A 19,774-nucleotide genomic window follows, 5' to 3' on the forward strand; every position below is an offset into this window, starting at 1 on the left:
AAATTTCAATTATTTAAAACTAGGTTTGTCACCTGAGCTAGGCATTTTGATGCTGCTTCTGGGGTATATTGAGACATAATTTGTTGCGCTTTTTTACCCATGTCTTCGATCGCAGTTGGGCGATCGATGAACTGGCGCATGAGTTCGGCTAGCTTTTCTGGCTGATTAGGGTCAAATACATAGCCATTCTCACCATTCACTATTAGTTCTGCCGTTCCCGCACCTGTAGAACATAAAACTGGTTTACCTAGTAACATTGCCTCTAGTACCACTACGCCCCATGTATCTTCTAGAGTCGGTAGAACGAAGACATCTGCATTGCGAAAATATGTACTGATAAGGTTGTAATCTACTCTACCTACCCACTGTATGCAATCAGTCAGATGATGCTCTTGAGCGAATTTTCCTAGTTCTTCGTGTTGCGGTCCATTGCCTACAACTTGTAATGTGTATTCTCGATAACCTTGTCGCTGAAGAATCTTGCAGGCTTCTAGCAATATCTGCAAACCTTTTCTGGGAATAATATGTCCGACGAAAAGAAAAATTGGTCGCTGGAGTTGAGAATTATCTAAATCAATATTTTCTTGAATTACTAAAGTTTTGGTATCGGGAATTTCGTAAGGCTGAACGAAAACGCGGCTGTCTTTAGCGTTAAGAATATCTACTAGATAGGCTTTTCCAGCTTGACTGTTGGTAATGCAAGCATCGGCAAACTTTACCATTAGTCTCCGAACTAATAAACGTAATGCTGAATTGCGATAGTCTACACCAGGCGAACTACCTTCATAGGCAATGATGACTCGCCACCAACAAAGCGGTTTTAATAGGAGCGCCAGAATTGTCCAAACGCCAAAAGAACTAGAAAATATGACATGAGGTCTAAGCCGAAGCAAGTGGAAAATAATACTGGGAGACAGATATGTGAAATTAGAGCCGTAGCCTGTCGTCTCTCGCGCCGTTTCTAGCACATGAAATTTGCCGACAACTTCTACTACAAATGAGTTGTCAAATCCTCGTGCAAAACCAGGAAAAAGTCCGGTAAATACTTTCGTTTGAGGAAATATCTGTGTAAATTGACAGAGCGCTGGCTGCCAATAAAACCATGCAACAGGCAGCAACCACGCAATCCGAAAATTATGACTACGATCCACCTAAGGATACCTCTAGAAATACAAATATCAACTGCACAATGCAGCCGGATAAAATGACTACCTAGCTGATTTGAATCACCTTGAATAATATCTTTGAATCTGTCTCTGATGGCGTTCGTAAAGATGTCATCAGAAAATAAGACTTAAAAATATATTTATAATGTAACTATCTTTACAGCGATCGGCTTGTTTTTTTACCGATCGGCACTATCTCTTTACGCAAAATTTGAATTCTACGAGAATATACGTACTTTTTTTGAAGTAAAGGTAAAAATTTGAATTATGCCATGTACTGAAAACTGGTGGCGATCGCCAGCGAGTCAATACTTGGTAGTTAAAAGCGGTTAAAGCCACAGCTCCACAAAAGAAACCTGCCATAGTTCTAGTTTGGATAGGCTCAAATAGGTTCTGTAGTCTGTAAAGGCGAATGTTGTTAGTACTTGATTTAGGTGTTCCAGTTAATAAAACGCGCGTAAATATATGCAACTAACTCGTTAATCGTTTTCCGCACGCCTGCACTGTAGCGCCACCAGTATTTCGGATCGTAATCGATGGGTGGCATGGCAATAATACCAACTTTAGTATTTGTTGAAGCTAGTGCTTGACGATACAGCAGCCAGCTTCTTCTAGCATGTAAATCGAGTGTTAGTAAATCAATCGATTTTATTGGTGTATTTGTCTTTTCCAACCACTGTTTAAAAGCAATAGCAGAAGCATAAGTTCGGTCTTTACGTACTTCTGGGGTCGGAACAGAAACGATTTTTTCTGACTCTAATCCTAACGTTTTTAAGGTTGCTGCCGCTAGCTCGGCATAATTTTTATATTCAGCCAAATAGCATCCTCTTTCGATGGGAATACCTGTAGTCACGATCTGGCGATAGGAGCCGCGTTTAAATCTAGCTAGTGCCTCTTTAACTGCATAATCTGGTAGCCAGCCTTCAACGACCAAAACTTCAGCGTTAACTGGTTGATTAACAGCTAGAAATGAAGGTAAGTTACTAATACTGACAGTTAATAAAGTTAGAGTCAATAAGATCGGAAATAACCATCCCCACACCGTAGGTAGCCATATTTCTTGTCGTCGAATGAGAGTGATATTTAGTAGTTTGAATTGCGATCGCTTTTTAGCAGCCATTAAAAATGTAGTTTTGCATAGCTTAGGGTGTAGAATCTACTTTAAACCAAAATTCGATTTCAGTAGGATTGGGCGAATAGAATTCGCGACTACACAAACTAAGTCCGCCTGCGCGGACTACAGACAGGTGAGTTTTGCTAGTGTAAAGTCACTTCTACTGACTATCTACTGTTGCTGTCTTGTGTGCTTTTAAATAAGCAAATACAGATTTATCACCAATATCAGGTGGAATTGGTTGTACTGCCTTACGAATGGCAAAGACAACGAATAGTACAGCCCACGTACCAAGCATGATTTGTTCCCACTGGCGCGGTAAGATTCCGCTTAAATGACCCAATAATAAAATTGGTACTAGAGGTGTGAGAAATTTGGTTTCAAACCGATTAAAACAAAATGCCTCTTTGAAGTAAATTCCTGTGAGCGCTGCAAAAATAAAGCCAACACCCAATAAAGTCATTGGATGTTCGTAAACTGTGACAGCTAGCGGCGTGCTATTACTCAATGCGATCGCGACTGCGGCGATCGTCCCGATCGCCCAAAATAGTTGTAGGACGCGATGCAGTACTGCCAGATATATATGAATAGTTAGTAAGCTAACACCCAATGCACCGCAAAAACAGAAAAATAGGGGTGTGAGTGCTGGAAAAACAATGGGATGAGGGTTCAACAGAACTAGAGTACTACCAATGGCAAAGCTGAGGGCGGCGATCGCTAAGCCAGTCCGATAGATAATCACACCGAGGCGATCGTTTTTGTCGATTGTAAACTCACCAAACTGACCTTGATATGTTTCGGATACTATTTGTTGAGTCATAACTTACCTCTCACTAATAACCACTTCTACTCTATCTCCCCAATGCTGCTGCAATTGTAACTGGGCATTGCCGCAATTGATGGCAATTTCTACCCAGCCGTGACTACCAACTAAGGCGAGTGCCTCTTCAGGAGAGACGTTGCTGTAGGTTTGACACCCTGGGACGATTCGTTCGCCTAATCGTACTGTCCAAGTTTGATTTTCCACGTCGCTACCAGGAATATTGGTGACTAAATTGCCAAAGCGATCGATATATTGGATGCAACCAATTATTTCTGTAGAAGTATAGATTAACTGGGGTAAGTCTAAGTGTAGTAGCGTAGCAAGATCGATCGTTCTCCCCAATTCTCTTAAGGGAACTCCACTCGCAAGATGCGCCCCTACTGGGGCAAAAATATCTCGTCCGTGAAAAGTCTTTGAGAGTTGGGGAGTGCGCCAGTATTGAGCATGAGTCAGTTCTACAACAGCGATCGCAGGGCTTTGACTCAATACGCCGCTAAAAATTCCATTATTTGGTCCCACTAAGAATCCATGCTCGAATTCTATGGCGATCGCGCGTCTATTGCTACCTACCCCAGGATCGACTACAGCCACATGCACGGTTCCATCTGGAAAATAGCGATAGGCATCCAACAAGCAAAATCTAGCCGCAGCGAGATGTTGGGGCGGGATCTCGTGGGTAATATCGATAACTGTCAGGTTAGGGTTAACTTGGGCGATCGCGCCTTTCATGACTCCTACGTACACGTCACTGAAGCCAAAATCACTGGTTAAAGTCAAAATCCGGTTTGAATTCATCTGTATTACAGGCATTTACTGGAAAATGTCTTAAAAATATTTAAATTTATTTCTGTAGCTATTGTTACTAAAATCTCTCTATGTTAGGATAAATCAACATAAACAAGATAAGTAAAAATAATGTTCTCTATGAGCAGAAATAAACAACAAGCTGTAAAACAAGCTGCCGAAGCTCACCGTCAGAATATTCAAAAAAGTCTACAACATCGTTTAGATGTTGCCAGAGCTAACGGAGATGAGAATCTCATCCGCCAGCTAGAAGCAGAAATGAGATACTTCAACTGAAGCTGCAACTAAGTTTTTGTCACAAGGTTTGATGCCACTGACTTGATAAATTACAAACAACAGATAAAATACTGACATTCGCAGGATGCATTTCAAGTGCATCCTTTTTGTTTTAATATCCTTTGTTTGACTATCCACGCGATCGCGTTCAGAAAACTAAGCATCAATTGGGAATAGCTATACTGGTTGGTTAAAGTTCCTACTCAAACACCAACTTAACTGAGGATATGCCTATGCAAGCGGATCTATCAGCCGTGATGACAGACGTATGGCACGTACTAACTAAAAATAATCGTTGGATGAGCTGGAATTTGTTTCTAGCTTTTGTTCCTTTAACTTTGAGTGCGTGGCTATTTCTTAGAGGAAGCCAAAAGCGGCGTTGGCTATTTTGGCTATTATTCTTAGATTTGTTGACTTTCTTACCGAGTGCGCGTCATGTTTTAACTAATATATTAAGTTTCAGTACGAGTATCGTTACATCTGAGCTAATATGGGTCGTACCCTTAATTTGTATTCCTTTGTATCTATTATTCATCTTATCCGGTAGAGAACGTTGGCAAACCTTTAAGTGGTCAATTTTGTTTTTAGTATTTTATGCTTTTTTACCAAACGCACCGTATGTTTTAACTGATATCATTCATTTATATCGAGATATTAGAGATATTCACTCAGTCTGGCTAATTACTTTGGTTCTTATCCCAGTATACGTATTATTTATGGGAGCTGGATTTGAGGCATACGTACTATCTTTAATTAACCTGGGATCTTATTTACAAAGAATTGGTAAAAGTACGTGGGTTTTGGGCACAGAGCTGATCGCTCACGCTTTGTGTGCAATAGGAGTCTATTTAGGTAGATTTTTGCGGTTTAATAGTTGGGATTTCATCACCCAACCCGATATTCTCCTTACTGCTGTAGTTGAAGATTTATTCGGTAAACGTCCGGTTGTCATTATGATTGTTACCTTCGCAGTTATCACTGGTTTGTACTGGCTGATGAAGCAGGTTACGCTTAAAATTATGGGAAAAAGTCGTATAGAAGCTATCTCTACTGGGGAAGAGGGCAAAATCGATTCGTTGTAAAGTAGAGACGCAAAATTTTACGTCTCTATTGCTTTTACACTCTATTACTTTTATAAAGGAACCAATTCGGGGAAATGTAGTAATAGTTGATCGTTTGTTAGTTCTTCGCCAAATTGAGCGGGGGAAAACTGGACTTGAATTGCCCACAATCTTTTTTGATAGTGCAGATTAATCAGGGCTTTCAATCCAGCTTTCATCGCATTTATATCTGCCAGATTAGTTTCTAATTCTGGCACTTCCCCGTCATAAACTACGCTTAGCATGACGACTAAGTTACGGGTAACGGGCAAGGAAAAAGATTCATCTGTAGTAGCGGGTGAACTTAAATCTGGTTCGCTTAAGTAGCGTTGGGCAGAATCGGTAAATAATTCGTTGAAATAGTCGCTGGCTGCACCTTCATCCCAAAACACATCGCCTTCGTTTGCACCGGAAAGCCAATACTCGTCATATTGCAGCAAGCTTTGACAAATTTCTACCAAACCTTCGCCTACGGCTTCAATATCGCCGTCAGTATCTATGGCTTCCCTTGCTTGACGGTTGAGAATTCCTAATAGCGGTGCTACTTCTTGCCCCGCAAGATGGAGAAATATCCGACAGCCAACAAACCGAGTCCGCCCTGACATCCGATTCATCCGATCGCGCCATGAACTCATGATCTTCCCTCCATATCCTCTTACTCAATTTATCGCGCTCTCACAAATCTTTCTCCCCCTCGATCGCTAGATTTAAGGGAATTGACGGTAAGATCGGAAGCAAAATTGTCAAGTCATGAATATCGGTATTATCGGACTAGGGTTGATTGGTGGCTCGTTGGGCTTAGACTGGCGATCGCAAGGACACAAAATTTTCGGTGTCAGTCGGCGCGAGTCTACTTGCGCGCAAGCGATCGCTTGTGGTGCTGTTGATACGGCTAGCGCCGATCTTACCAGTCTCAAAACCGCAGAAGTTATTTTTATCTGCACTCCTTTGGCAGCAATTCGCCCTACCGTAGAACAACTAATTCCCCACATAGATCCAGCAACAGTTTTAACAGATGTCGGTTCGGTAAAAGCCCCAATTGTAGACGCGATCGCCCCCTTGTGGCAGAATTTTGTGGGCGGACACCCCATGGCTGGTAAAGCTGAGAGTGGGATTGAAGTTGCCCAAACAGGACTGTTTATCGGCAAGCCTTATGCGATCGCCGCGATTGATACTACACCACCAACAGCCGTGCAGGTTGTCGAGCAATTAGCGCGATCGCTCCAAGCTACTATATATCATTGTCACCCAGCCGATCACGACCGCGCCGTCAGTTGGATTTCTCATTTACCAGTCATGGTTAGCGCCAGTTTAATTGCTGCTTGTGCCAGCGAACCTAACCCAGCAGTTCTGGAATTGGCACAACAACTTGCTAGTTCTGGATTTCGCGATACAAGTCGCGTTGGAGGTGGAAATCCTGAATTAGGAGTGATGATGGCGCGGTATAATCGCCCAGAGTTGTTGCGATCGCTACAACAATACCGCGATCGATTAGATGAAATTGCGCAATTAATTGTACGAGAAGATTGGCAAGCTTTAGAACAGCAATTAAATTCAACTCAGCTAGCTAGACCGAAGTTTCTTCGAGAGTAGCGTCATACTTTTTAGTTGTGAGATATTAGGTGAGATTTTAGTCGATTTTGGCAGATTCACCAATCGAACTACCAATTCCATACTCTCTCAATATGGAGGTGAATTTTATTTCATCTCTATATTTATTGCTAATTTCTACTCGTTAAAGATAACTGACATCAGCTCGGAAGCTATAGAAAGTACTAGCCCAGATAAGCAATACCAGAAATTCGGCAGCGATCGCAAATAGTTTCAGTCGATTGCTAAAAGCTCAACGGTAGATTGCAGGTTGCGATTATATTGCATTTCTAAAAATATTTATATAGCTATATAAATATAAATCGCTACGTGCATTCTCGAAAATGCAGGAACATAAAAAGAGGGTAGGAAGTCTTAAATTTGGGAATGCTTTGTCTCCCATCTTCTCTATTCTTAATTTAGTAATTTATGTATATTGCAACACTGAAATTTACAGATAAATAACAGTAAATCTAAGATTTATAACTCGTAGCGAAAAGTTATAAATCTACCTAGTATGTTTACATAGCTTAATGGTATAGTGAGTATTTGTACTGCTGAGGGTAACTTCAATGCTAGACCCTGCTTTATGCGCTCGTCCTCTGAGCCAGTGGCTTGTCTTGAAGTCCACACTTTCCCACTGGCTGATGACTCCTGTACTGGTTGTCATACCGCTAACAGCTTTCATTCTGCTAATCAAGTTTTTTCCCAAATGGCGTTGGAAGCGTTACATGTTGGTAATGGGAAGTTTATCGTTAGTAGCTTACTTTCTTGCGAGTTTTCCGGCTACAGTCGCGATCGCCAGTAAGGGATTGATTGCTTTTTTACCTGAAGATCCAGGGAGAAAAGCGGACGCGATCGTGATTTTAGGTCGCGGTGCGTACATGAGAAAATCTAGGGTAGAGGTTGCGGCTGACCTGTGGAAAAGCAAACGCGCTCCCCTAATCTTTGCCAGTGGTGCAGGGGATGGAGCAGATATTGTGAACATGCTCAAAACGGAAGGAGTCCCCAAGTCAGTATTGAAAGCGGAAAGTTGTTCTCAGACAACAGAAGAGAACGCACTATTTACAGCGGCGATGCTGCAACCGATGGGAGTGAAGCGAATCGTTTTGATCACGGACTCGCCACATATGATGCGATCGCTATTAACGTTTCGCAGTCTGGGTTTCACCGTTTTTCCCCGTCCTACTCCTTTGCCTGCAAACTTGCCACCCACAAGAAGGGCAATGATGATCTTCTACGAATACATGGGTTTATTTAACTATGGTATCAAAGGGTACTGGCAGCCTCAGAATGCAGAAATGGAGCAAAACCCGTACATAGCTCAACAGCAAGCAGCAAACGGTTGACAGATATCAGTGACCAGTGACCAGCGATCAGTTATCAGTGAAGAAAGGGTGTGGGGGAGCCAGTGCGGTCTTGGGGGTTCCCCCCATGAGCAACTGGCGCTATCTGGGTGTGGGGTGTGGTGAGTCAATTCTCTCCCTCAGCGCCCTCAGCGCCCTCAGCTCTCTTTCCCCTGCTCCCTGCTCTCTTCATAAATAGGTAACTCTACCGTGAATGTTGCTCCCATACCCTCACCGTGGCTGTCTGCCCAAATTGTACCGCCATGTAACTCGACTAATTGACGAGCGATCGCTAAACCAAGTCCTAAACCGCCGTAGGCGCGAGTCATGCTACTATCTGCCTGTCGAAAATATTCAAATATGTAGGGGAGAAAATCTGCACTAATGCCTTTACCTGTATCGCTTACTTGGATTTGGGCGTAGTTGGTAGTTGGTAGTTGGTAGTTGGTTGACGGTTGATGGTTGACGGTAAACGCTGGCGCTACACTCCGTGAAGACGGTTGGTTGAGTGTTGTTTTTTCTCCCTCAGCTCCCTCAGCTTTCTTCTCCCTGCTCCCTACTCCCTGCTTCGTACTCCCTGCTTCCTGCTCCCTGCTCCCTACTCGTGCGAGCGAGATCTCTATCTGTCCGCCAGATGGGGTAAATTTAACTGCGTTAGAAAGTAAATTCCAAACGACTTGCTGAAGGCGGCTGCTATCACCCCGCACCAGTCCTACACTAGGGTTCAAACTGAGTCCGATCTGAATTGATTTTGCTTCTGCTGCCAGCACTACGGTATCTAAGGCAGATGTAATTGTATTTGCCAGATCGACTATTTCCCAATTTAGCTTCAGTCCCCTCAGAATGCGGGAGACATCTAATAGATCTTCGATTAATTGTGCTTGCAGCTTGGCATTGCGTTCGATGGTATCGAGAGCGCGATCGATCGTTGCAGAATTTAACTGATTTGTTCGCAGCAGTCGCGACCAACCTAAAATTGGGTTGAGAGGAGACCGAAGCTCGTGGGAGACGATCGCCAAAAACTCGTCTTTAACGCGGTTTGCTTTTTCTGCTGTTTCCTGCGCTGCCAATGCTCGATCGCGCATCTGGCGATATTCTTGGACTCTAAATGTGAGATCTGTCACATCTTGAATTGATAATAGGGCGTAAAACTCATCACCCTCCAAGGCAGGTAACGAGGTGACAGTTGTATGCTGAATGCGCATTTGCCCCTGGGGTAGAGAGGCAGGAATGACGTGTTTGTGTAACTGAGAAGAAAAGATCGTGGGCGGTCCCCCTTGAAATATCTGCTGCAAGCGGTTGGCATACTGAGTTTGACGAAAGTGGGGGTAGCGATCGCCGATACAAGTCCCTAACATTTCTGCTCTAGATAGCTTAGTCCATTCTTCTAAGCAGCTATTCCAAAACAAGATCGTTAGATCCGAACGCAAAATACAAGCCCCCAAAGGTACTTGGTCTAGAATACTAAAATTCTGCTGGGCTTGTTGCAGTTGCTCCATACTCAAAAATAAATGGCGATCGCCAAAAATTTCAGCGCTAAACTATCATCTCTAATACCACTATGCCACTTCTTCGATCGCTGCAATAAGTTGGTCGAACGTTTGCAATTCAAATATAAAAATAAGATCGCCAATCACTTGAAGCTGTTCGATTGTAAAACTTGCTTGCGCCAATACAATTGTGGAGTCATCTGGTTCAACAGCAGCAAATAAATTTTCTACAGTATCTTCCGTATATGTAGGAATTAAGTAATTCATCCGCTGCTTCAATAGATTGCCCAGCGAACCTATTACGCCGTTGATGACAATATTACCCACCTCGGTTAAAGTGCCAATTTTCACTGCATCAAGATCGGGAGAGCCTAGATCTTCTCCTGTGAGAATAGATACGAGTGTTGATGCACTCTCGGTAGGAAATACTAGCTCTGCGCTGCCATTAATTGAGCCTGAAAATTCCAACCTTACAGTAGCTAAATAGTTACTATTAAATCTAGCAATTAATTCTTGCTGCAAATCTTCAACAGTGAATACCTGAATGAAGGGGATCTCCAGGCAGATGGGAAAACCAACCATTTCATTTAAGAGACTGGCAGCTCGACCCACGCCAATATTAATCAATTCTTTTATTGCATCAATTTGGTCTTCTGTCAACTGCTTCACGAGAGATATACCTCTAGAAGCTAAAAACTTGTCGGACGGTCTGGCGTAGCTCATCTTCTTTTGGTGGCTTATTGATAAAAGCAGCTGCTCCTAAGTTATATCCTCGCTGACGAGAACTTTCTTGAATATCTGCCGAGATAATAATTGTGGGAATAGCCAATCCCTGTTCTTTTAAAGTTTGGAGCAATTCAAACCCATTCATGTCAGGCATGAGAATGTCTGTTACCAAGCAATCTGGAGTGCGATCGCGAACGATACTTAATGCTTCTTTGCCGTTCGTCGCTTCCCAAATCTCATAGCCATCAGCTTGCAAAAATTTGCGAATCATCCGGCGGCTGAATGCAGCATCATCAACTATCAAAACAGATATCATTGCCGATCTTCTAAGCTATTCACTATCATATTATCGAAAAAATCAGCAGGAAGTATTTCACGCATCACTCACCAAAGACAAATTGCAAATAACAAATTTACATCTACCTACAGTCAGTGTAGTATAGGCTATCAAATATATGATGTATTTAATTCCTATCAGTCATGGAGTCACTTGAAATCGATGACGATATCAAAGCATTTTTAGATGAAAGTTACGAAAACCTGAATCAGATCGAGCAAGTTATTCTCGAACTAGAAGGTAATTCTGCAAATTCCGAACATTTAACTCGTATTTATCGCGCCCTCCATACAATTAAAGGTAACTGCGGTTTTTTACCGTTGCCCAAACTAGAATCAGTCGCCCATGCAGGAGAAAATTTATTAGACCAATTGCGGGAACAGCATTTCACTCTCAATCCCCAGATTGCCAGTATTTTACTTCAAACTGTCGATGCAATTCGACAAATCTTAGCCCAAGTTGAAGCGACAGGCAATGAGGGAGATGGTGATTGTGCCGCACTAATTGCAGCGTTGCAGGAAGCGGGAGTCGGTAGGGGCGGGTTTGGAAAGGAGTCGGGAGTCGGTAGGGGCGGGTTTGGAAACCCGCCCGTACAGGAGTCGGGAGTCGGGGAAGAAAGCAGAGGAGCAGAGGAAGCAGAGCGAGCAGAGGGAGCAGGAGAGCAACAACCAACAACCAACAACCGTCAACCGTCAACAATCAACAATCAACAATCAACTACCGACTACCAACTACCAACTACCAATCCATCAGATTCTACAATTCGGGTGAATGTGGAACTGCTCGATCGCGTAATGAATTTAGTGGGTGAGTTGGTTTTGGCTCGCAACCAAATGGTACGATTTGCCGAGACTGTAGCAGACTCAGACTTGACTGCGACTTGCCAACGATTGAATCAAGTGACAGCTCAGCTACAGGAAGAGGTACTGAAAACACGGATGCAATCGATCGCCACGATTTGGCAGAAATTTCCTCGTGTGGTACGCGATTTGGCGATCGCCTCTGGAAAGCAGGTGCAAGTAGAAATGAATGGTGCGGATACGGAACTAGACCGCACTGTTCTTGAGGCAATTAAAGACCCTTTAACCCACATTGTCCGCAATTGTATTGCTCATGGAATTGAAACGCCTGAAATTCGCAGCAGTCGCGGGAAGCCGATTCAGGGGAAGCTTGCTCTCCATGCATGGCATGAAGGTGGCACTGTTAAGATTGAAATTAGCGATGATGGTAATGGGATCGATCCGCTACAACTCAAACAGCAAGCGCAAAAACTCGGAATTCTCAGTGCAGTTGAAGCAGAAAAAATCACCGAAGCGGAAGCATTCAATTTGATTTTTGCATCGGGTTTTTCAACAGCAGCACAAGTCACTAATCTATCTGGACGGGGTGTCGGGATGGATGTGGTAAAAACCAATTTGGAAACGATTGATGGCACGGTTGAGGTGGATAGCCAGGTAGGACAAGGAACAAAGTTTAAGCTGAAAATTCCTTTAACGCTAGCAATTATTCCTGCCCTAGTCGCTTATAGTGGAAACCATCGTTTTGCCATTCCTCAAGCAAGCATTCAAGAATTGGTGCAACTGGAAAAAGAAGTATCTTTGCTTGAGATTGAAACATTCTACGATATTCCTATATATAGGTTGCGTGGCAAATTATTGCCTTTGGTCTATCTAAATCAAACATTACAACTACAAGTAGTAAGAGCAGATGTAGATACTATTAATATAGTGGTCATCAATGCGGACAACTACTACTTTGGTTTAGTTGTCGATCAAATTCAAGACATCCAAGATATTGTCGTCAAACCTTTAGGAAAACAACTACGAGATGTCTCAGCTTTTGCTGGAGCAACAATTCTTGGTGATGGCAAAATTGCATTAATTATCGATGCCGTTGGTTTAGCAAATTGTGCTGGTGTAACTTCGCAATTACAGCAGCAACTCGCGATCGCCACCGCTACAGCATTAGAAGAACGCACGGGCGATCGCCAGTCGATCTTGCTTTTTCATGGCGGATCGGGCGCACGAATGGGACTGCTGATGTCTCAGATTTTCCGTTTAGAAGAATTCGATCCGATCGCGGTGGAAATTGTGGCAGATCGACCAGTGGTGCAATACCGAAATACAATTTTGCCGTTGATTTACTTGCATCAAATATTCGGTAATTCTGATTTTCCTGAAAGCAGAACCCCCCAACCCCCCTTGACAAGGGGGGCAATATCTCCTCAATTGTCCTGGGCAAGGGAGGTTATAAATGGGCAAAACGATCGACTGCAAGTCATTGTTGTGGAGCTAGATCGAGAGCGCAGCCTTGGTTTGGTAGTAGAACGCATTCTCGATATTGTTGAGGAACCACTGGCGATCGCGGGTCATGCGACTCGATCCGGTATCCTGTATTTGGCAGCTATTCAGGGTCAAGTTACCGAAATTCTCGACCTGCATACAATAGTTCAAATTGCCTATCCGTATTTACTTCAATCAGTTAAAAGTTAAGAGTTATCAATTATCAGCGACAAACAATCAACGGCTTACAAATGACAAATCGCATTTTCGCGAATATTTGACAACTTAAATAGAGTTATACAGATATGACTGAAGTTCAGCAATATTGTACTTTTTTTATTAACAAAATTCATTTTGGAATCGACATCAAACAGGTACAAGAAGTCATTTGGAGTCCTGAGATAACTCCCATACCCCTTGCGCCTGTTCATATTTGTGGTTTAATTAATCTGCGCGGAAAAATTGTGACGATAATCGATTTGCAATGTAGGCTAGGAATGGGTCAGAGCTTATCACCTTCTACCTCTCATCCAGAGTTAGATGAAGAATTTTTGGCTCATAACATTATTGTTCAGACTAAGGATGAGATTGCTGGCTTGCTAGTAGAAGACATAGGCGATATGTTGGAGTTTACATCAGATAGGTTTGAATCTCCACCCGCTACGCTAGCGGGCAAAATGCGGAAATTATTACGAGGTGCATATTCATTATCACAAGGTTTTTTAATGATTTTAGATATTGAGAAAGTTTTAAAAGTTTAGATTGATGATTTTGGTTCGCGCAAAGCCGCAAAGACGCAAAGGGGATTCTCGTAGAGTAGGCGCAAACAATATATCGCCTACTCAAATTTAAATTAGTAATGGGGAATTTATACTAATGGCTGATACTAATAAATCCAGTCAACTATCCACAGAAAGCTTAGAATCTTCAGAAAATTCTGAAAGATTATCAAATAGAAAAGCAACTCAAACGAGCAGTAAAGCTAGAACGAGTACTAGGCAAAGAAGCGAGAATACAACGCAACTACAACCGCTATTGAGAGCCATAAAAGCGGTAAAAAATGGCGATCTAACCGTGCGTTTATCTGAAGAAAATGGATTGAGTGAAGTTGCCAAAGAGTTCAACCAAATGGTCAGTCAAATCGATCTTTTCGCAGGCGAAGTGACGCGGGTAACGTGGGAATTGGGGACGGAAGGCAAACTAGATGCTCGTGCTACCGTTGAGGGTGCTGTTGGGACTTGGAAAGAGCTGATCGACAATACAAATGCAATGTCTGCCAATCTCGCAGAGCAGATTAGAAGCATTGCTGATGTCACATCAGCTATATCTCAGGGTAATCTCTCTCAACAAATTGAAGCGCAAAATGCAGGGGAGTTTCAAGACTTGACGCTCTGCGTCAATCAGATGATTGCCAATCTCAAAGCTTCCATGAAACAGATTGCCGATATATCAACTACAGTCGCTTCTGCTGCGGAAGAAACGACAGCAGTAAGCACCGAAATGGCAGAAAACGCGACTCAAACTGCCGAACAAGCAACATCTGCTTCCGCATCCGCCGAACAAGTGAGTACCAATGCTACCAGCGTCGCTACAGCAGTAGAAGAAATGAACGCCAGCATCCGCGAGATTGCCAAAAACGCAGCTGTAGGAGCGCAGGTAGCCAATACAGCTGTCAAAACCGCCGATCGCACTAACGATACAATTACTAAATTAGGGCAAAGTAGCGGTGAAATTGGCAAAGTCATCAAGGTGATTACATCTATTGCCCAGCAGACAAATTTATTAGCGCTGAATGCCACAATTGAAGCAGCAAGAGCAGGAGAGGCAGGTAAAGGTTTTGCTGTCGTGGCAAGCGAGGTGAAGGCATTAGCCAAACAAACTGCTAGCGCTACAGAAGATATCAGTCAACGAATTGAAGCAATTCAAACCGATACCAAAAGTGCGATCGAGGCGATCGTTCAAATTACTGATATTATCAATCAGATTAACGATATCCAAAATACAATTGCTAGTGCTGTAGAGGAGCAAACTGCAACAACAAATGAAATCTCCCGCAACGTTGCCGAAGCCGCCAAAGGGACTACTGATATTGCCAAAAATATTGGCATCGTCGCCCGTAATGCTCAAGCTACAACCGCAGGTGCTAGCAATACCTCCCAAGCAGCTAGCGAACTAGCTCGTATGGCAGTAGAACTGCAAAAAGTCGTAGATCGGTTTACCTACTAAATAGTCTCATGACTCCTTACTAATGCCAAAAATCCGAGTTCTCGTAGTTGACGATGCAGTGGTTGTGCGCAACCGCCTGAGTAAGCTGCTAGCTGAAGATCCAGAATTGGAAGTGGTGGGAGTAGCGGCGAATGGTCGCATTGCACTAGCAAAAATTGCTCAACTCAATCCTGATGTGGTGATTTTGGATGTGGAAATGCCAGACATGGATGGCTTAGCAACTTTAGCAGCGCTCCGGCAGATCCATCCCCATATAGCTGTCATTATGTTTAGCACTTTCACCCGTGCAGGGGCGATCGCAACTTTGGATGCTCTATCTCTAGGTGCATCAGATTATGCTACCAAGCCGAGTCACTTAGGCAATATCGAAGCTATCCGCCAACATGTTTTTGACGACTTGGTACCGAAAATAAAACTGTTTGGGACAAAGCAAGTCAAAAGTCAAAAGTCAAAAGTCAAAACACAGGAGTCAGGAGTCAGGAGTCAGAAGTCAGGAGCTAGCAGTAATTTTTCTCCCTCAGCTCCCCCAGCTCTCTTCTCCCCAACTCCCAAAATCGTAGCCATCGGCGTTTCCACCGGAGGACCAAATGCTCTAGCTGTGTTGCTATCGCAGTTGCCAGCAGATTTTCTTGTACCCATTGCGATCGTGCAGCATATGCCACCCATGTTTACTCAATTGTTAGCAGAACGGCTTGCTGCCAAGTCCCGCTTAAAAGTAGCTGAAGCTATTTCCGGAAGCATACTGAAGCCCGGACAGGTTTGGATTGCCCCAGGAGATTTTCATCTTACCGTGCAACGAGATGGCGATGTCGTGCGCTTAGTCACCCACCAAGCACCACCAGAAAACTCTTGTCGTCCTTCCGTCGATGTCTTATTTAGCTCGGTAGCACAAGTTTTTGGTGCCAGCGCGATCGCAATTGTCTTAACAGGTATGGGTCAAGACGGATTGCGGGGTTGCCAGCAGCTACGCGAGGCTGGGGGGCAAGTTTTAGTGCAAGATGAAGCGAGTAGCGTCGTTTGGGGAATGCCTGGGTTTGTAGCTAATGCCGGACTTGCCGACCGAGTGCTGCCGATCGACCAAATGGCAGATGAAACGATCCGCTTAGTGTGTAATAATACCTAAGATATCGTTAGTATTTTTATATAACAATGTTAAAAGTCTGTAGCAAGCAGACACCAGACATTAGCAACATCAATTTTCAGTATCTTTGTCAGCTAGTTTATCAACATGCGGCGATCGTGCTGGATGTGAGTAAAGACTATTTAGCAGAGTTACACTTAAAACCAATAGCAGAAACGGCGGGATTTGATTCCTTAAACAGTTTCGTAGAACATTTACGATCGCACCCATTTGGCAACCTGCATGTCCGAGCGATCGAGGCACTGAGCGTAACTGAAACATCATTTTTCCGCGATCGTCATCCATTTGAAGTACTCAAAAATTTCACGCTACCAGAATTAATCTCGCGACGGGCAAAAGAGCGATCGCTCAAGATTTGGTGTGGAGCTTGCTCTAGCGGTCAAGAACCTTATAGCCTTGCGATACTGATCCGCGAACATTTTCCTCTACTAACAACTTGGGATTTGCAGATAATTGCCAGCGACTTTTCTAGCCAGATTCTTGCCCACGCCCGTCAAGGTCGCTACAGCCAGTGGGAAATTCAGCGCGGATTGTCCGTCGATCTGCGAGAGAAATATTTTCAGTTTCAGCAACAGCAGCAGAACTGGCAGATTAAAGACCAGATCCGCCAGATGGTTGAGTTTCGTCAAATCAATCTCATCCACCCATGGTTATCAATGCCAGCAATGGATATTATCTTTCTGCGAAATGTATTGATTTACTTTGATACTGATACAAAGAAATCTACGCTCAAAAAAGTTAGACAGCAATTAAGACCGGACGGCTACTTATTTCTCGGTGGTGGTGAAACCACAATTTATCTCGATGACTCGTTTGAACGAATACAGCAGGAAGGAGGCGTGTGTTATTGTTTGCAGTGAACGGTTATCAGTGGAGAAAGGGAGTCGGGAGTCGTAGGGGCGGGTTTATCAAGCATATTCACGCCTTATGTCAATAGCTCTTTGCTCAAAACCCGCCCGTACAGGGGAGTTGGGAAGAACTGACCTCCTAACCGCGCACAAATGACCAATGACTAATGATTAATGACCAAGAACTGTCAACTCTTATCTATAACTGGAATCGCCGAGTTGACTAAAGATAACAAAGTACCGTTCTGTTCCTGTCCGTTGGCGGCTAAATCGCTGTGACATAGATAAACTCTTTCTCCTACACGCCCAAGTAAATCTCGCAAAATTCGCCGCAGTCTTTCTGTGTCGGCGCTTAAGTCGTCTTCCGCCGTCCAAGGGCGACCGAATCGATGTTGTAAAAATAACGGCGCACCGTATAAAGTTGCCGCACCACCACGCGACCACAAGGGAGAGCCTGCATCCAACCAAAATTGCCAACGATGAAACCGCCGACTGGAACGATATTGGAAGATAGTCGCTAAGGTGACAGCACGACTAGCAGCACCAATGGGACGCACGGGATAAGAATTTGCTGTAATTGTACCCCGTCGTAGCAGTTGAATGAATTGGGCAATCGTAGTGTGAGCAGGAGTATCGATCCCTTCAGACTGCCGCAGCCGCGCATCGATTTCCCAATAGTGTTGAGCTGTTTCTAGTAATTCTCGTAATGCTGCTAACTGGTCGTAGGGGAGGTTACTGCCTTGCCAGAGAAATTTTTGAATAGCACGGTCGAGTAGAACAATGGGACTGGGGAGAAGCCGCTGTTCTTGCTGCGATCGCTGATCTTCTATCCACTGCACGATCTGAGCATAAGCTAAACTTGCCGCATAGCCCAAGCGATCCCAGCGATCGTAGGTCGTTGCTGGTAGTAAATTTGGATGTTCTGGGTGCGGTTGGAAGCAGTAGTCGGCAATCAAGCCAGCACGGACAGGATCGATTTGGAATTCGGAATTCGGGATTAATTGTGACTTGTGACTTGTAACTTGTGACTTGTCTTGCTCCTCCAGCTTCCCCTGCTGCTCCCCCAGCTCTCTTCCCCCTGCTCCCTGCTTTCCTGCCTCTCGCCTCGTACTTAATACTACTAACATTTCCGCTACCATATCTCGATCGACTAAACGTCCTAAACCTGGGTAGACGAGGGTGAGGAGGGTGAGTAAGGCTCGGATAATCGGAGAACTTGTCAATGGGCGTTGGTCGTTCAGGGATTCGACAAAGATCCCGTGTTTAGTCAGAATTTCTACTAGGGTATAACGGGCGATCGCATCTAAACCAGGAGCAATTAAAGCAATTTCCTGCGGCTGAATCTGTCCCGATTTAATCGCTTGAATGATGAAATCGGCAGTTTGTCGCAGTAAGTCGCCCCGCGATATGGTTTGGATTGCTTGCACTGACTCTGGTAGCGAAAACAGTGCCAGTGGTTCCGTGACTAACTCTACTACTGGCGTTGCCAAATCGTCAGCCAGCGCGATCGAGGAAGGCTGGATAAATTCTATCTGACAGCGCTTTGCTAAGCCTTGCAAGTATTCGGGATCGGCTCCTAGTCCCAAACGCACGGCTCCATCGGGATTATAAGTAAACGCACCAACCGCCCCTCGGTCGAGGAGAAACTCAAACAAATCGCGGGCTATAGCTGGATAATCATCGACATCATCCGCCAGAATGTAGCGATAGCGTCGTAGTAAATGCTGCTGATAGTAGGGATCGCCTAAAAGATACTTGCTGTAGAGTTCTGTCGTGATTCCATAAGTCAAAAAACCCCTCTCCCAACACCAATTGCGCCAGTTAAGAATGAGGGAGTCGGGAGTCGGGAGAGTGGCTAGTGGCTGGTGGCTAGTGGCGCGTAGTTTTTCTCCCTCAGTTCCCTTAGCTCTCTTCTCTCCCTCAGCTCCCTCAGCTCCCTCAGCTCCTCTGCTCCTCTGCTCCTCTTCCAGTGCTGCGAGAATACACCCCACATCTTCAATCGCAGTGCCACTATTTGCTGCTAACTGCAAGATATCCAGCAGGCGACGCACCCAACGAGACTCGCCGATCCCTGCTGGACGGGGAATTTCATCTAGCTGCTGTCGCCACAGGCGCGTGGCTAATTCCTGTTCGGTTTCTGGGCGCAAACGTACGGGAAACTGAGCTTTTAGTCCCAAAATCTGGAGCAGCAGGGGCCAAAATAAAGTGACTTCATCTTGAAAAAAACCTAATAAGGTTTTAGCGCGAATCGGATATTTACCATCTGTTGCTGCCGCTAATTTATCTCGTAATTCCCGCCGATTATCGTCATTTGCTGCTAAGACTAAAACTGCTGGTTCTCCTTGATGAGGATATAAGCGCTGTCGTCCCCAAGAGGACTGTTGGCGATCGCCTGCTTGCAACCACGTACAAAATTGTTCGACTAAACGAGTCGTTTTGCCACTGCGAGTAGAACCAACCATCCAAACCGAAATAATTCGCACTAACTCTATCCTCGGAGATTTG

At 44.2% G+C, this 19,774-nt stretch carries 18 protein-coding genes; 9 read left to right on the plus strand and 9 right to left on the minus strand.

What is annotated here, in order from left to right; translation table 11 throughout:
- Positions 1–5: 5 nt before the first annotated feature.
- The 4 genes from N4J56_RS29675 to N4J56_RS29690 all read right to left on the minus strand — a co-directional run bounded on the left by N4J56_RS29675 (position 6) and on the right by N4J56_RS29690 (position 3,898).
- Positions 6–1,151 (minus strand): glycosyltransferase family 4 protein, encoded by a 1,146-nt coding sequence (locus tag N4J56_RS29675; RefSeq protein WP_317109805.1) that lies wholly within the window; start codon positions 1,149–1,151, stop codon positions 6–8.
- Between the two features lie 445 nt (positions 1,152–1,596).
- Positions 1,597–2,286, minus strand: a complete 690-nt coding sequence (locus N4J56_RS29680; RefSeq protein ID WP_317109807.1) for an ElyC/SanA/YdcF family protein — start codon at positions 2,284–2,286, stop codon at positions 1,597–1,599.
- A gap of 154 nt (positions 2,287–2,440) precedes the next feature.
- Positions 2,441–3,100: a DUF2301 domain-containing membrane protein gene (locus N4J56_RS29685; protein ID WP_317109809.1), complete on the minus strand. Its 660-nt coding sequence runs from the start codon at positions 3,098–3,100 to the stop codon at positions 2,441–2,443.
- A 3-nt stretch (positions 3,101–3,103) separates the two neighbouring features.
- Positions 3,104–3,898 carry an SAM-dependent chlorinase/fluorinase gene (locus tag N4J56_RS29690; protein WP_317109811.1) on the minus strand — a complete coding sequence of 265 codons (795 nt, stop codon included), beginning with the start codon at positions 3,896–3,898 and terminating at the stop codon, positions 3,104–3,106.
- Between the two features lie 129 nt (positions 3,899–4,027).
- Here N4J56_RS29690 and N4J56_RS29695 point away from each other — a divergent pair, with 129 nt between their 5' ends.
- Together N4J56_RS29695 and N4J56_RS29700 are read left to right on the plus strand one after the other, a co-directional pair.
- The gene (locus N4J56_RS29695; RefSeq protein WP_181245476.1) at positions 4,028–4,183 is read left to right on the plus strand and encodes a hypothetical protein; all 156 of its coding nucleotides are present in this window, start codon (positions 4,028–4,030) and stop codon (positions 4,181–4,183) included.
- A gap of 233 nt (positions 4,184–4,416) precedes the next feature.
- Complete coding sequence (locus N4J56_RS29700) at positions 4,417–5,265, plus strand: DUF1361 domain-containing protein (RefSeq protein ID WP_317109813.1); 849 nt, start codon at positions 4,417–4,419, stop codon at positions 5,263–5,265.
- A gap of 50 nt (positions 5,266–5,315) precedes the next feature.
- Here N4J56_RS29700 and N4J56_RS29705 read toward each other — a convergent pair whose 3' ends face one another.
- Positions 5,316–5,918 carry a DUF1517 domain-containing protein gene (locus N4J56_RS29705; protein ID WP_317109814.1) on the minus strand — a complete coding sequence of 201 codons (603 nt, stop codon included), beginning with the start codon at positions 5,916–5,918 and terminating at the stop codon, positions 5,316–5,318.
- Between the two features lie 115 nt (positions 5,919–6,033).
- On the opposite strand from N4J56_RS29705, the gene N4J56_RS29710 reads away from it, so the two are divergent.
- Positions 6,034–6,876 carry a prephenate/arogenate dehydrogenase gene (locus tag N4J56_RS29710; protein WP_317109815.1) on the plus strand — a complete coding sequence of 281 codons (843 nt, stop codon included), beginning with the start codon at positions 6,034–6,036 and terminating at the stop codon, positions 6,874–6,876.
- Positions 6,877–7,445: 569 nt separating this feature from the next.
- Positions 7,446–8,222, plus strand: a complete 777-nt coding sequence (locus tag N4J56_RS29715) for a YdcF family protein (protein ID WP_317109816.1) — start codon at positions 7,446–7,448, stop codon at positions 8,220–8,222.
- 155 nt (positions 8,223–8,377) lie between these two features.
- Here N4J56_RS29715 and N4J56_RS29720 read toward each other — a convergent pair whose 3' ends face one another.
- From N4J56_RS29720 to N4J56_RS29730, 3 genes are read right to left on the minus strand one after another with little or no spacing between them, the layout of a single operon-like run.
- Positions 8,378–9,718 (minus strand): ATP-binding protein, encoded by a 1,341-nt coding sequence (locus N4J56_RS29720; RefSeq protein ID WP_317109817.1) that lies wholly within the window; start codon positions 9,716–9,718, stop codon positions 8,378–8,380.
- Positions 9,719–9,778: 60 nt separating this feature from the next.
- A complete protein-coding gene (locus tag N4J56_RS29725) occupies positions 9,779–10,432 on the minus strand; it encodes a chemotaxis protein CheC (protein WP_317109819.1) in 654 nt (217 codons plus the stop codon).
- Complete coding sequence (locus N4J56_RS29730) at positions 10,392–10,751, minus strand: response regulator (RefSeq protein WP_317109821.1); 360 nt, start codon at positions 10,749–10,751, stop codon at positions 10,392–10,394. The genes N4J56_RS29725 and N4J56_RS29730 overlap by 41 nt, the downstream gene beginning before the upstream one ends.
- A 164-nt stretch (positions 10,752–10,915) precedes the next feature.
- Between N4J56_RS29730 and N4J56_RS29735 the strand changes: the two genes are divergently transcribed.
- The 5 genes from N4J56_RS29735 (at position 10,916) to N4J56_RS29755 (ending at position 17,281) form a co-directional block, all read left to right on the plus strand.
- Positions 10,916–13,264: a chemotaxis protein CheA gene (locus N4J56_RS29735; protein WP_317109822.1), complete on the plus strand. Its 2,349-nt coding sequence runs from the start codon at positions 10,916–10,918 to the stop codon at positions 13,262–13,264.
- A 95-nt stretch (positions 13,265–13,359) separates the two neighbouring features.
- Positions 13,360–13,815, plus strand: coding sequence for a chemotaxis protein CheW (locus N4J56_RS29740; protein ID WP_317109823.1), 456 nt, complete (start codon positions 13,360–13,362; stop codon positions 13,813–13,815).
- A 115-nt stretch (positions 13,816–13,930) separates the two neighbouring features.
- Entirely contained in the window at positions 13,931–15,280 is a 1,350-nt protein-coding gene (locus tag N4J56_RS29745) for a methyl-accepting chemotaxis protein (RefSeq protein WP_317109825.1), read from the plus strand.
- A 22-nt stretch (positions 15,281–15,302) separates the two neighbouring features.
- A complete protein-coding gene (locus N4J56_RS29750) occupies positions 15,303–16,403 on the plus strand; it encodes a chemotaxis response regulator protein-glutamate methylesterase (RefSeq protein WP_317109827.1) in 1,101 nt (366 codons plus the stop codon).
- A 26-nt stretch (positions 16,404–16,429) separates the two neighbouring features.
- Complete coding sequence (locus N4J56_RS29755; RefSeq protein ID WP_317109829.1) at positions 16,430–17,281, plus strand: protein-glutamate O-methyltransferase CheR; 852 nt, start codon at positions 16,430–16,432, stop codon at positions 17,279–17,281.
- Between the two features lie 176 nt (positions 17,282–17,457).
- Here N4J56_RS29755 and N4J56_RS29760 read toward each other — a convergent pair whose 3' ends face one another.
- Entirely contained in the window at positions 17,458–19,731 is a 2,274-nt protein-coding gene (locus N4J56_RS29760; RefSeq protein WP_410500633.1) for a recombinase family protein, read from the minus strand.
- Between the last annotated feature and the right edge of the window lie 43 nt (positions 19,732–19,774).

Origin of the sequence: Chroococcidiopsis sp. SAG 2025 (assembly GCF_032860985.1) — a bacterium.
GTDB lineage: Bacteria > Cyanobacteriota > Cyanobacteriia > Cyanobacteriales > Chroococcidiopsidaceae > Chroococcidiopsis.

Excerpts from the sequence above, each read along its gene's own strand:
- N4J56_RS29730 (WP_317109821.1), bottom strand. The coding sequence starts at position 10,751 with ATGATATCTGTTTTGATAGTTGATGATGCTGCATTCAGCCGCCGGATG.
- N4J56_RS29690 (WP_317109811.1), bottom strand. The coding sequence starts at position 3,898 with ATGAATTCAAACCGGATTTTGACTTTAACCAGTGATTTTGGCTTCAGT.
- N4J56_RS29710 (WP_317109815.1), top strand. The coding sequence starts at position 6,034 with ATGAATATCGGTATTATCGGACTAGGGTTGATTGGTGGCTCGTTGGGC.
- N4J56_RS29715 (WP_317109816.1), top strand. The coding sequence starts at position 7,446 with ATGCTAGACCCTGCTTTATGCGCTCGTCCTCTGAGCCAGTGGCTTGTC.
- N4J56_RS29700 (WP_317109813.1), top strand. The coding sequence starts at position 4,417 with ATGCAAGCGGATCTATCAGCCGTGATGACAGACGTATGGCACGTACTA.
- N4J56_RS29740 (WP_317109823.1), top strand. The coding sequence starts at position 13,360 with ATGACTGAAGTTCAGCAATATTGTACTTTTTTTATTAACAAAATTCAT.
- N4J56_RS29735 (WP_317109822.1), top strand. The coding sequence starts at position 10,916 with ATGGAGTCACTTGAAATCGATGACGATATCAAAGCATTTTTAGATGAA.
- N4J56_RS29695 (WP_181245476.1), top strand. The coding sequence starts at position 4,028 with ATGAGCAGAAATAAACAACAAGCTGTAAAACAAGCTGCCGAAGCTCAC.
- N4J56_RS29750 (WP_317109827.1), top strand. The coding sequence starts at position 15,303 with ATGCCAAAAATCCGAGTTCTCGTAGTTGACGATGCAGTGGTTGTGCGC.
- N4J56_RS29725 (WP_317109819.1), bottom strand. The coding sequence starts at position 10,432 with ATGAGCTACGCCAGACCGTCCGACAAGTTTTTAGCTTCTAGAGGTATA.
- N4J56_RS29705 (WP_317109814.1), bottom strand. The coding sequence starts at position 5,918 with ATGAGTTCATGGCGCGATCGGATGAATCGGATGTCAGGGCGGACTCGG.
- N4J56_RS29720 (WP_317109817.1), bottom strand. The coding sequence starts at position 9,718 with ATGGAGCAACTGCAACAAGCCCAGCAGAATTTTAGTATTCTAGACCAA.
- N4J56_RS29755 (WP_317109829.1), top strand. The coding sequence starts at position 16,430 with ATGTTAAAAGTCTGTAGCAAGCAGACACCAGACATTAGCAACATCAAT.
- N4J56_RS29680 (WP_317109807.1), bottom strand. The coding sequence starts at position 2,286 with ATGGCTGCTAAAAAGCGATCGCAATTCAAACTACTAAATATCACTCTC.
- N4J56_RS29745 (WP_317109825.1), top strand. The coding sequence starts at position 13,931 with ATGGCTGATACTAATAAATCCAGTCAACTATCCACAGAAAGCTTAGAA.
- N4J56_RS29760 (WP_410500633.1), bottom strand. The coding sequence starts at position 19,731 with ATGGTTGGTTCTACTCGCAGTGGCAAAACGACTCGTTTAGTCGAACAA.
- N4J56_RS29685 (WP_317109809.1), bottom strand. The coding sequence starts at position 3,100 with ATGACTCAACAAATAGTATCCGAAACATATCAAGGTCAGTTTGGTGAG.